Below are 12,227 nucleotides of genomic sequence, written 5' to 3'. Positions count from 1 at the left end.
CTACCTTCATTATGTTCCACTGTGAAAAGAAAAAAGGCTAGGGCATAACACAGCCCTAACCTTTTCCTTGTCCTTTTATCCGTTTATAACTTCACCGCCATTGATATGAATAACCTGTCCGCTTACATAAGAAGAATCATCTGAAGCAAGGTACACATAGGCTGGCGCCAATTCTTCCGGCTGACCCGGACGCTTCATTGGCTGCGCTCCTCCAAACTCGCTGACCGTCTTGGCATCAAATGTAGACGGGATTAACGGTGTCCAGATCGGCCCTGGTGCTACAGCGTTCACCCGAATGCCTTGATCCGCCAAATTGAGTGAAAGGGAACGTGTAAAGGATGTGATTGCCCCTTTGGTCGATGAATAATCAATGAGTGTCTTGTTCCCAGCATACGCGGTAATCGATGTGGTGTTGACGATCGTGCTCCCTTTCTTCAAATGCGGCAATGCTGCTTGCGTCAAGAAGAACATACCGAAAATATTCGTTCGGAACGTGCGCTCCAACTGTTCTTTGGTGATATCCTCCAGCTTTTGCTGTGGATGCTGCTCTGCCGCATTGTTCACAACGATGTCGAGCTTGCCGTGTTCGTTAACTGTCTGTTGAACCGCTTTTTTGGCAAATTGATCATCTCCGATATCGCCAGGAATCAACACGCATTTGCGTCCCTCCTGTTCCACCTGACGTTTTGTTTCTTCCGCATCCTTATGCTCATTCAAGTAGATGATGGCTACGTCCGCACCTTCTTTGGCATACGTGACAGCTACAGCCCGACCAATTCCACTGTCCCCACCAGTAATAAGTGCAACTTTACCTGTTAGCTTGCCAGCGGCTTTGTAAGTTGGTTTTTCAAATTGGGGTGCAGGCGACATTTTGGACTCAATCCCCGGTTGCTGGTCCTGATGCTGTGGGGGCAAAGTTTGCTGAGGTTGATTACTTTTAGACATTGTACATTCTCCCTTCAAAATCAGATATTTTTTAGGATGCAACATTTGCATCCACTCTACTCCTGAATTACCACACAAAGTTATTCGTTAAACGAAAAAAGAACAATGTAGTGATTTGAGCGCAAAAAAAACGGCCTATGCTTATTCAGCACAGACCGTTTTTCAATTTAGCATTTGTCATCATTCGATTATAGACTCTCACTAAATGCATAATTAAATAATATGGCTGTATACCATTAAAAACGTAATTAAAATCAGGAAGACAGCAAGCAGCGTACTGAACATTCGCATTTTGCCAGCATATTGCGTAATAGGCTGTTGGCTACGAATCGCTTCCAGCGACAGCCGTAACGGCTTACCCATGGCTCCCGCAATACCAGAAATGGCGAGAAACAACAGCAAAACGACAACAATCCATGCTACCGAATAAGAACCCCAGGGAAAAATCATATAGATACCGCTAACAAGCACTAAGATCAGCGCAAATTGAGCCAAACGGTTCAATAGCTGAACAGCCGATATCGTTCCTTCCTGCACGCTAGGAGCCAATTTGTCGATTTTGCCCACCACGAAGGGGAGCAATAAATAAAAACCCATCGCCAGTGATCCAATAATGTGAATAAAAAACATTTTACAACCTCCACTTCTTTGTTTTCTTACAAACTTTTTTTCCATAGAACGATCATATTCCAACGAATGTCTACCATCTTTTCAGTGTTTTGGGACATGCTTTTCTATGTCAGGATTTTGCAAAGTCCTCATGTAACTATCAATGCATATGAACTCTATTATACCGGGGAAGTGAGTCAAAGCAAAGGAATAAGGAAGAAAACGAATAGATTCCCTATATTCTGTTTATGAGTAAAAGAGGTGTCCCGCGGCCATGACTATGGCTTAGGGACACCTCTTCAGGTAATAGTCACCGTTTTAGTAGAAAATTGAATCTAAACGGTAACTATTTTAATCACACTGCGGACCGACTCCGCGGATTGATCGAGCGCTGCTTTTTCTTCGGCTGTCAATTCCAACTCGAACACTTTTTCGATGCCATTGCCACCAAGAAGTGTCGGTACGCCAAGGAATAAATCCTGATAGCCGTACTCTCCCTCCAGATAGGCGATGACTGGGATAATCCGTTTTTTGTCTTTTACAATCGCTTCCGTCATCTGTGCAAGCGAAGCTGCCGGAGCATAATATGCGCTACCATTACCCAACAGGTTGACGATCTCTCCGCCACCGCCGCGTGTACGTTGTACGATCGCTTCGATACGTTCCTGCGAAATCAGAGTTTCGATAGGTATACCCCCAACACTGGAATAGCGTACCAGGGGCACCATATCATCACCGTGGCCCCCCATAACGAAGCCGCGCACGTCTTCGACGGAAACGTTAAGCTCTTGTGCAATAAAGGTACAATATCGCGCTGTATCCAGCACACCGGATTGGCCAATAACCCGATTTTTCGGGAAACCCAGCGTTTGGTAGGCAGTATAGGTCATAGCATCTACCGGATTGCTCAGAATAATAACAATAGAATCTGGCGCATACTTCTTCACGTTCTCACAAACGGATTTTACAATTCCTGCGTTCGTATTTACCAAATCATCACGGCTCATACCCGGCTTGCGTGCAATCCCAGCTGTAATAATGACGATATCTGAGTTAGCTGCATCCTCGTAATTGGAAGTGCCCGTGATCTGACTGTCAAATCCCTGTACCGGACCGGCCTCCAAAATATCAAGCGCCTTGCCTTTGGTCGGATTCTCTAGTTGCGGAATATCGATCAGTACGATATCACCTAGCTCCTTTTGAGCCAGCAGCAATGCGGTAGTGGCACCGGTAAAACCGGCGCCAACAATGGATATTTTTTTACGTTGAATGGACAAGTGGTATTCCCCTTCCTTACAGGTTACTAATAATGGTATCTGCGAACTCGGAGCATTTCACTTGTGTAGCACCATCCATCAGACGAGCAAAGTCATAAGTTACAATCTTCTTATTAATGGACGTCTCCAGCCCTTTGTAAATCAGGTCAGCCGCTTCTTTCCAACCCAAGTGTTCAAGCAACATTACGCCCGACAGAATGACGGAACCAGGGTTCACTACATCTTTGTCGGCGTATTTTGGTGCTGTACCATGTGTAGCTTCAAAGATAGCATGCCCTGTTACATAGTTAATGTTCGCACCTGGCGCAATACCAATTCCACCAACTTGGGCAGCAAGAGCATCGGACAGATAGTCCCCGTTCAGGTTGAGCGTAGCAATCACATCAAATTCAGAAGGACGAGTCAGTACTTGCTGAAGTGCGATATCAGCAATCGCATCCTTGATAATGATTTTGCCTGCATCTTCAGCTGCTTTTTGAGCTGCATTAGCCGCATCCTCACCGTCTTTTTCCTTGATTACGTCATATTGGGCCCAAGTAAATACTTTATCTGCAAATTCTTCCTCAGCCACTTCATAACCCCAGTTTTTGAAGGCACCCTCGGTAAATTTCATAATGTTACCTTTGTGTACAAGCGTTACACTCTTGCGTCCGTGGTCAACTGCATACTGAATGGCTGCCCGTACCAGACGCTTTGAACCCTCGGAAGAAACTGGCTTAATGCCAATACCAGAGGTTTCAGGGAAACGGATTTTGTTCACACCCAGCTCTTGTTGAAGGAACTGAATAACCTTTTTCACGTCTTCGGACCCTTCAGCATACTCGATCCCCGCGTAAATATCTTCTGTGTTCTCACGGAAAATAACCATATCTACCAATTCAGGACGTTTCACTGGAGAAGGAACACCGTTAAAATAACGAACAGGACGCAGACATACGTATAAATCCAGTTCCTGACGCAATGCCACATTCAACGAACGGATACCACCGCCAATAGGTGTCGTAAGCGGACCTTTAATGGCTACAATATACTCACGGATGGCTTCCAAAGTATCGTTAGGGAGCCATTCGCCGTATGTATTGAAAGCTTTCTCACCAGCGAATACTTCATACCAGGCAATCTTTTTGCTACCGTTATATGCTTTTTCTACAGCTGCGTCCAGTACGCGCTTGGAGGCTTTCCAGATATCGCGACCCGTGCCGTCACCTTCGATAAACGGAATTACCGGATGGTTCGGAACCTGTAGTTGACCGTTATCAATCGTAATTTTTTCGCCTTCAGTTGGGAGCTCAAACTTTTCAAATTTCGCCATAAGTTCCTTTTCCTCCTCAGATATGAATGGGTACAGGACGAAAGACATGATCTTTATCACAGACAAAAACGTACATCTCTCGTCGTCCCCTCTATTGTACCTTATTTTTTAAATTCAGGGTATACAACCTCAATCTTCCTTCGACAAGGGGTTAGCGCAACTCTGGTGATACGTATTTTTGATCCATTGGACCTGTATATTCGGCGCGAGGACGAATCAGGCGATTATTTTCATACTGCTCTAAAATGTGCGCTGTCCAACCGGATACACGACTCATAGCAAAAATAGGTGTAAACAGGTCTCTCTTGATACCCAGTTGGGTATAAACAGAGGCAGAATAAAAATCCACATTGGGCTTCAAGCCTTTTTGTCCTGTTACAATTTCCTCAATTCGAACTGACATATCAAACAACGTTGTGTCGCCGTTCATTTCCCCCAGCTCGCGGGACATTTTGTGCAAGTGCTTGGCACGCGGATCACCGTTTTTATAGACTCGGTGTCCAAAGCCCATAATTTTTTCGCGATTATCCAGTTTCGCCTGGATATAGGAGTCCAACTGATCCAAACCACCAATCTCCTCCAGCGTTTTGGCCACAGCCTCATTGGCTCCACCATGCAGTGGTCCTTTTAAAGCTCCAATTGCAGACGTGATTCCGGAATAAATATCCGACAATGTGGCTACCGTTACACGCGCAGCAAAGGTAGAGGCATTTAATTCATGATCGGCGTGCAGCACGAGAGCCTGATTGAACGCTTTAATAGCCGTCTCCTCTGGATCCTTGCCAGTCAGCTGATACAAAAAGTTTTCAGCGATAGAAATACCTTTTTTAGGCGCAATCGGCTCCAAGCCCTCGCGTATACGTGCTATAGCTGCCACAATGGTAGGCAATTGCGCCTGAAGCTTGACGGTTTTGGTCACATTAGACTCTCTCGACATATCATCCGCCTCTGGGTCATACAAAGCGAGAGACGATACGGCTGATCTCAAGGCAGCCATCGTGCTCAAATCTTTCGGATATAACTTTAATTGAGTAACAATTTCATCCGGAATAGCAGCGTATTCGCTTAACTGGTTGCGAAGCTCCTGCAATTGCTCTTTATCAGGTAATTTCCCAAACCACAACAAATAAGCTACCTCTTCAAAATCGGCGTTAACAGCCAAATCATCAATGTTATAACCCCGGTACGTGAGAACGCCATCTACGATAGAGCTTATGGAGGAAGTGGTCGCTACGATCCCTTCCAGACCTTTAGTCGCTGTCATCGTTACATCTCTCCTTTGTAAAAACATTGTGAACGGACTTGCAATGTAAACATTTTCAAAAGTAAGATATGCCTTTTAAATAGCCGAGTAATGTTAACGCCATATGTCAATATTTAAACCTTCTTTCACTATACTGGATTTTGTCGTTTATGTGAACATTGAGGGCTATTCCAACACATTCAAATGTTTTATCGCTTCCATAAATAAATTTTTGAAACCCCTTACAAAAAATATTGATTCATTTGCACTTTTTTACACAGGTCTTGTCTCCCCCCTTTCCCGCATATGTATAGTAGAGCATTTATTTTATGAAATACTATCGTAAAAGAAAGGAGTCGTGAGAGCTTGAGCCGGTTAATCCTGAATCGCATATTTCGTGCTCTATGGGTGGCAATCGTGATTGTAGCTCTGTTATTGGGCATATATGTGCTTTTCCCTCTCGTCTATCCTTTCCTATTCGCCTGGCTTGTGGCTTATGCCATGAATCCATTGGTTGGTTTTCTGCGTAACAAAGCCCGTATGCCACGTTGGACGGCTGTCACGGTCTCATTATTTGTATATTTAGGTGGAATTGCAATTATCCTGTCTGCAGCAATCACCCGCATGGTTCGAGAAGTTATAAAGTTAGCCATGACTTTTGACGGGCATATTGAGCGTTTTAAAAGCCTGTTTATCGATTGGACACAAAGCGATTTGATTCAAAATGTAATTATTGAAATTAACCATTTCATCCGGGATAATCCGGATTACCAACACACCATTAACAGTAATATTGATAAAACAACTCAAACCGTCAGTTCGGCTGTCACTACGCTAGTCGCTCAATTTTTTAATGGGGTTTTGAACTTGCTGACCTCTCTGCCTAATATGGGAGCAGTTCTAATGGTTATTGTATTAGCAGCTTTTTTTATTAGTAAGGATTGGGACCGACATAGTCGGATGCTCGCAAACACGGTTCCTGATACGATTCGCAAGCCATTGTCGGATATATGGCACGATCTACGTAAAGCACTGTACGGCTATTTGCGTGCACAGTTTATTATCATCTCCATTACGGCATTAACGGTCATTGTTGGGCTGTTCATATTGCGTGTGGAATCCGCCTTTACCATCGGTTTAATGATCGGGCTGGTGGACTTGCTACCTTATTTGGGGGTTGGCATTGTGATGATTCCGTGGATACTGTATGCGTATATGTCTGGTAATTTGGCGCTAGGGGTAGGATTGTCGATCCTTTATATCATCCTGTTGATTGGACGACAGATCGTGGAGCCTAAGGTGCTGGCCAGCAGCGTGGGCTTAAACCCGCTTCCCACCCTTATCGGTATGTTCATCGGGCTCAAGCTATTTGGCGTTTTAGGACTCATTATCGGACCTGTATCACTCATTGTCGTTGATGCACTGAATCGTGCGAATGTCATTCAGGACTTGCGCAATTATATTCTCGCAGGAAGAGTCCGCTAGATCATGGATAGGAAAAACGGCAGCTCACGTCAAAACCGCCGAAACGTAATACTGCCGTTTTTCATTTTTTTCTCCAGCCACTTTAATAAAAAACGTCGGTACAACGCTCGTGTTAAAGGGAACACCAACGTAAAGCCAATAATATCTGTTAAAAATCCGGGGATAAGCAACAAGCTCCCACCGAAAAAGACACATAATCCATCCAGCATTTTACGGCCGGGCATTTGTCCCCGGTTCATTTCATTTTTCGCATCGGCAATCACCTTACGACCTTCAAATTGCATCATGGCAGCCCCGATTAGGGTCGTCAGAATGATGAGTAAAATCGTTTTACCCGCTCCAATCCAGTGACTTACCCATATAAACCCGTACAGCTCCGCCAAAGGAATGAGCAGCAGCAACAGCCACAGACGTTTACGCATCATCATGACTTCTGTTCCTCCCCGCCTGTAAAAGCAAACCTTAACGCAGTGTACAGCTCAGGTAGCACCTGATCCAGTCGAACAGGCTTCCATTCGGTGTTCAACCATACGTGCCGTGTCATCCCTGTGACAAGCAGCTCTCCCGGCAGCGTGTCTGCCTGAGTCCATACCTTTCCCAGATACCTTTGATGCTCATCATCCGTTACCCGCCGAACCTCATAGATATAGTTTAGACGCAGTCTGGAGAAGTCGGTAATTGCGGTATAAACGGTAATTAAATCATCATATCGAGCAGGACTCGCATATTTCGCATTGATTTCAATAACTGGCAGTAAAACTCCACGTTCCTCCATGCTCCGATAGTTAAAACCCGTCTGTCGGATCATTTCGGTACGCCCGATCTCAAACCAGTTCAAATAATTTGCATGATATACGACCCCCATCTGGTCGCTTTCCTGATAACGGACACGTAGCGGTGCGCCATACCAGCGTAATTCCGTTTGTTTCTCCTCTTGAGTCATACAAGCTCTCCTATCTTTGTGCATCTTTATCTCTATTTTGCCCTCTCTCCATTAAACCATATTTACAGCCCGGGAACAAAAAGAGGGCAGACCGACCGGTCCTCCCTCGCAAATCCTATATAATAATGCCTTTATTATTGTGGCAACGGCTTGGACAGTTTATAATATCCGCTATCCGAAGCCAGCTTAAGCAAGCTCTTAGCTTGGCTTCCCGCCCAGGCGTAACCGAGTCGTCTTTCCTCACTAATTTTCATGATGTCGGTATACTTTTTGCCATCCCGGTCTGAAAAGAAGTATTTATTGTCTTCCACATTATAGAACCGATACCACATTACACTCGATGCGTCCTTTTGGAAAAACTCCGGACCTTGACGATTGTATTTCATACCGTCGATTCGGTTCGCGTCAAACCATTTCAAAGCACTTTGAGCCGCTTTTTTCACTTCAGCGGTTTGCGGCTGGGACATGAGAAAAGCAGTAATGCCTACTGATTCCGTAGTTGTTTTGGAAGGTAACTCAAATGCCCGGGCTTCAACAGATGCATAAGTAGCCGGATCGTGCTGTGCACCCCAGATTGTTGGTGTACCATTATTTACAATTTGAGATTTAATTGTGTACTGGATACCTTTGTTTAGCGCTTGCTGAAGTCTGGAGCGGTAAGAGTTATCCAGAATATCGCTATCAAACGGCTGCTTCTTGTTCACGATATCGTCAGCCAAAACCATAACTCTGACCATTGCATCATCATTATAAGTTACAGCATCGGAATAATTACCACGTTTAGGGTATACTTGAGGCCAGCCACCGGAGGAATATTGAGAAGTTAGTACGAAGTCAACTGCTTTTTGTACACTGATCTTAATGTCTTTATTTTTGGTTTTTTTGTATACATCCGCCAAAAAGCGAATCTCGGTTGTCGTCGCCTCGTTATCGAACGTTCCGAGTTCAACACCATCCTTGCTCTTCCATGTGGAGCGTGCAGCTTTGCCATCCCATTTAGATTTATAATTCTTTTCCATAGCTTTGAAGAATCCGCCATGTGGCAATTGCCAGGATACAATATTTAAGGCAAGTGTAGTATCCTTGGATGTATTCCCCGTAGAAAACTTACTGAAATCGCGCATCTTGTTTAGGATGCTGTCTGTATTGACAACAGCGGTTGGCTTCGCCACAGCCGACAGCCCAAATAATTGCTCACGATCCAACACACCTGAATTTACATCGTCACCATAAACGTCCCGTCCCACAGCTGAATCTGTGGTAAGCTCATAAGAAGCAGTAGCCGATTCACGTACTGAATCATATGTAGCCGGCACAATCTCCTGTGCCGCAGCCCATGAGGGACTTAGGAGCCCTGACGTTACTGTAATCGCCAAACTTGAAAGCGCTATCATCTTTACAGTTGGACACATCTTCTTCTTCATTTGAACCTCTCCCTTATTTTAAGTTGGGTCATTGCGTTCAGTTTAACCTATACATTCTTGCTGAGGATTCTTTTGGATAGTGAGAGGGACTGAACCACTATTTATGCATGATAAATAGTTAGTTGTATTATATGAAAATATATCCAAACGATCAATATATTTTAATTTACTAATAGATTAAAAAAGTTAAAAAACTTTGAAAACAATAAAAATCCTCTTACTAATGCCGGATTAGTAAGAGGATTTTACGTAAAGCTAATATAAAGTAGGTCGATGAGCAACATCGCTTAACCAAATCGACCCATGATGTACTCCTGAGTCAGCTCATTTTCAGGATTCGTGAAAATATCGTTCGTTTTCCCATGTTCAACCAGACTTCCGATATAAAAATAAGCAGTATAATCGGAAATTCGTGCAGCCTGCTGCATATTGTGCGTCACAATAACGATGCGCAATTCTTTTTTCAATTCGGTAATAAGCTCTTCTACCTTGCCTGTAGACACAGGGTCCAGCGCTGAAGCTGGCTCGTCAAGTAACAGAATTTTCGGTTGAACGGATAGAGCACGTGCAATGCAAAGCCGCTGCTGTTGCCCGCCAGACAGCGCTAGAGCGGAGTCGTGAAGGCGATCCTTGACCTCATCCCATAATGCTGCTTTACGCAGGCTGCTTTCGACGATTTCATCAAGCTGTTTCTTCTTGCGCACCCCACGGTATTTGGGACCGAAGGCGATATTATTGTAAATGGATTTGTAAAAAGGGTTGGGACGCTGCCACACCATGCCAATTTGCTGACGCAGCTTGATCACGTCCGTTTCCGGTGCCGTCAAATCCTGTCCATCCATCCAGATGTGTCCCGTTGTAGAGGAAGATGCAATCTCATCATTCATCCGATTAAGGGAGCGCAAAAAGGTCGATTTACCGCAGCCGGAAGGCCCGATCAGGGCAGTCACTGTCTGCTCGGGAAAGGCTAGATTCACTTTTTTCACAGCCTCAAAGCTACCATAATAAATACTCAAATCCTCAGTACTGAACGGATGCGGCGGTTGTCCCACAAGCTGTTCCGAACGCGTAGACTGAACGGATGTTGCTGGTGCGGCGGTTTTTGCCGTTCGCGTAATCACATGTTCCATTGTTCTCCATCCCCTTTCTAATCCATACGTTTGGCAGCTGTCAGACGGCGGTATACAACTCTTCCGAACCATCTTGCACTCAAGTTGAATGCAAGCACAAGCAGCACCAGTACGGCAGAAGCGCCTGCAGCAATATCTTTGGAGTCAGGAGCAATCCCCTCACTATTGACCTTCCAAATATGAACAGCCAATGTCTCAGCAGGTCGCATCGGGTTAATAGGCGATCTAGCATGCAATGGATTCCAATCAGTAAAATCAAGCGGCGGCGTACTCATCCCTGCTGTAAACAGCAATGCTGCGGCTTCCCCGAAAATACGGCCTGCGGCCAAAATGGTACCCGTAATCAAGCTTGGCAGCGCAGCTGGCAACAAAATGGAGGTAATGATTTTCCACTTGGACAATCCAAGCGCAAGTCCAGCTTCCTTTTGCTCCTTCGGCACAGCTCGGAAAGCCTGCTCCGTTGTGCGAACCATCAGCGGCAGGTTAAATACGGCCAAAGCCAAGGCTCCTGATAAGAGGGAAAAGCCAAAATCAAACGTATTTACGATAAGTAGTAGTCCAAACAATCCGATGACGATCGACGGGAAGGAGGACAATACTTCGACGACAAGTCGTATAAAGTCCGTAATTTTCCCCGGCTTTGCATATTGCGCCATGTAAATACCTGCGCCCCAGCCAATCGGAATGGTGATAATCAAAGTTAAGATTAACAAAAATACGGAATTAAACAGTTGTGGGCCAATACCACCGCCTGCACGTAATGTTTGGGGAGCACTGGTTAAAAAGTCAAAAGAAATATGACTGACTCCGCGGGCCAAAATGAAGCCCAGTAATCCCACCAAAAGTGCAACAATGAACAAAGCGAAGAAACAGATTACAAATGTAGCGATCTTGTCGGTCGTTTTAGCTTTCATCAAACCCGGTTTCTCCTTTCAAGCAGCCTTACCAGCAGCACGAAAATGAATGTCATGAGCAGAAGAACAAGCGCCATACTCCAGAGAGCATTGTTATGAACAGAGCCCATCGCTGTATTCCCCATGCTAAGTGTAATGACGCTGGTCAAGGTCGAAGCGGATTCCAGCAAGGAATGCGGTATATGCGGAGCATTCCCGATTACCATCTGTACAGCCAACGCTTCTCCAAAGGCACGAGCCATACCGAGAATAATTCCTGTTAAAAGAGCAGGCAACAACGTCGGAATAATAACACGAGCAATTGTCTGCCAGCGGGTAGCACCCAAAGCATAAGAGGATTCACGTAGCCCCCCCGGCAAGGAAGACAACGCATCCGCCATAATACTCGTAATCGTCGGCAAAATCATGACTGACAACACTAGGCAGCCTGCCAGAATGCCGATGCCTTGTCCTCCAAACACGTTCCGTAGCAGCGGGACGATTACGGTCAAGCCGACAAAGCCATATACAACAGACGGAATACCGGATAATAATTCAATCGCGGGTTGAAGGATACGCTTACCCGATTTCGGCACAATTTCCGTCATAAATAAAGCCGCACATAAGCTGAGCGGACTGGCAATTAAAGCCGCCAGTATGGTTACTGCAAAAGAACCCGTAATAAACGGAAGTGCGCCGAAGGACTTAGGCTCGCCATCCGGACTCCATTTGGTTCCAAAGAAAAACTCTCGCAGACTGACTCCATTCACCGCAAATGTAGCTACACCTTTGGAGGCAACAAAATATACGATGGAGACAATAACCGCAACTAAAAAAACGACACAAACCGACGTATATATGCGGCCGGTCCATTCTTCCCAGTAATGTCTTTCTTTCATAACTCGGGATCGTTTATTCTGTTCCATGTATGCCTTCCCTTCAATTGGTCCCATACTGTAACTCCTT

The 12,227-nt window shown here is 45.1% G+C and carries 12 protein-coding genes; 1 reads left to right on the top strand and 11 read right to left on the bottom strand.

The features are described from left to right. Positions 1–75 precede the first annotated feature (75 nt). The 5 genes from MKY16_RS08520 to citZ all read right to left on the bottom strand — a co-directional run bounded on the left by MKY16_RS08520 (position 76) and on the right by citZ (position 5,407). Positions 76–945, bottom strand: coding sequence for an SDR family oxidoreductase (locus MKY16_RS08520; RefSeq protein ID WP_340955010.1), 870 nt, complete (start codon positions 943–945; stop codon positions 76–78). Positions 946–1,158: 213 nt separating this feature from the next. Then, entirely contained in the window at positions 1,159–1,575 is a 417-nt protein-coding gene (locus MKY16_RS08515; protein ID WP_023987918.1) for a hypothetical protein, read from the bottom strand. 314 nt (positions 1,576–1,889) lie between these two features. Continuing rightward, positions 1,890–2,831 carry a malate dehydrogenase gene (gene mdh / locus MKY16_RS08510; RefSeq protein WP_028542892.1) on the bottom strand — a complete coding sequence of 314 codons (942 nt, stop codon included), beginning with the start codon at positions 2,829–2,831 and terminating at the stop codon, positions 1,890–1,892. 16 nt (positions 2,832–2,847) lie between these two features. Then, a complete protein-coding gene (gene icd, locus MKY16_RS08505) occupies positions 2,848–4,143 on the bottom strand; it encodes an NADP-dependent isocitrate dehydrogenase (protein WP_029516624.1) in 1,296 nt (431 codons plus the stop codon). Positions 4,144–4,294: 151 nt separating this feature from the next. Then, positions 4,295–5,407 carry a citrate synthase gene (gene citZ / locus MKY16_RS08500; protein WP_029516623.1) on the bottom strand — a complete coding sequence of 371 codons (1,113 nt, stop codon included), beginning with the start codon at positions 5,405–5,407 and terminating at the stop codon, positions 4,295–4,297. A 345-nt stretch (positions 5,408–5,752) separates the two neighbouring features. On the opposite strand from citZ, the gene ytvI reads away from it, so the two are divergent. Then, the gene (ytvI, locus tag MKY16_RS08495) at positions 5,753–6,871 is read left to right on the top strand and encodes a sporulation integral membrane protein YtvI (protein ID WP_069011200.1); all 1,119 of its coding nucleotides are present in this window, start codon (positions 5,753–5,755) and stop codon (positions 6,869–6,871) included. A gap of 29 nt (positions 6,872–6,900) precedes the next feature. On the opposite strand, the gene MKY16_RS08490 is transcribed toward ytvI, so the two are convergent. The 6 genes from MKY16_RS08490 to pstC form a co-directional block, all read right to left on the bottom strand. Next, positions 6,901–7,299 (bottom strand): FxsA family protein, encoded by a 399-nt coding sequence (locus MKY16_RS08490; RefSeq protein ID WP_013309596.1) that lies wholly within the window; start codon positions 7,297–7,299, stop codon positions 6,901–6,903. Next, positions 7,296–7,814 (bottom strand): acyl-CoA thioesterase, encoded by a 519-nt coding sequence (locus MKY16_RS08485; RefSeq protein WP_340955008.1) that lies wholly within the window; start codon positions 7,812–7,814, stop codon positions 7,296–7,298. Before MKY16_RS08485 ends, MKY16_RS08490 begins: the two co-directional genes overlap by 4 nt. A 134-nt stretch (positions 7,815–7,948) precedes the next feature. Further along, a complete protein-coding gene (pelA, locus tag MKY16_RS08480; protein WP_029516619.1) occupies positions 7,949–9,238 on the bottom strand; it encodes a pectate lyase in 1,290 nt (429 codons plus the stop codon). A gap of 287 nt (positions 9,239–9,525) precedes the next feature. After that, positions 9,526–10,368, bottom strand: coding sequence for a phosphate ABC transporter ATP-binding protein PstB (pstB, locus tag MKY16_RS08475; RefSeq protein ID WP_039269891.1), 843 nt, complete (start codon positions 10,366–10,368; stop codon positions 9,526–9,528). Between the two features lie 17 nt (positions 10,369–10,385). Beyond that, the gene (gene pstA / locus MKY16_RS08470) at positions 10,386–11,282 is read right to left on the bottom strand and encodes a phosphate ABC transporter permease PstA (RefSeq protein ID WP_023987910.1); all 897 of its coding nucleotides are present in this window, start codon (positions 11,280–11,282) and stop codon (positions 10,386–10,388) included. Then, on the bottom strand, positions 11,282–12,214 hold the full coding sequence (gene pstC, locus MKY16_RS08465) for a phosphate ABC transporter permease subunit PstC (RefSeq protein WP_029516617.1): 933 nt from the start codon (positions 12,212–12,214) through the stop codon (positions 11,282–11,284). Before pstC ends, pstA begins: the two co-directional genes overlap by 1 nt. Positions 12,215–12,227: the final 13 nt, after the last annotated feature.

It is taken from the genome of Paenibacillus sp. FSL L8-0641, assembly GCF_038006265.1.
GTDB lineage: Bacteria > Bacillota > Bacilli > Paenibacillales > Paenibacillaceae > Paenibacillus > Paenibacillus polymyxa_D.
This window is presented reverse-complemented; position numbering and strand designations above follow the sequence as displayed.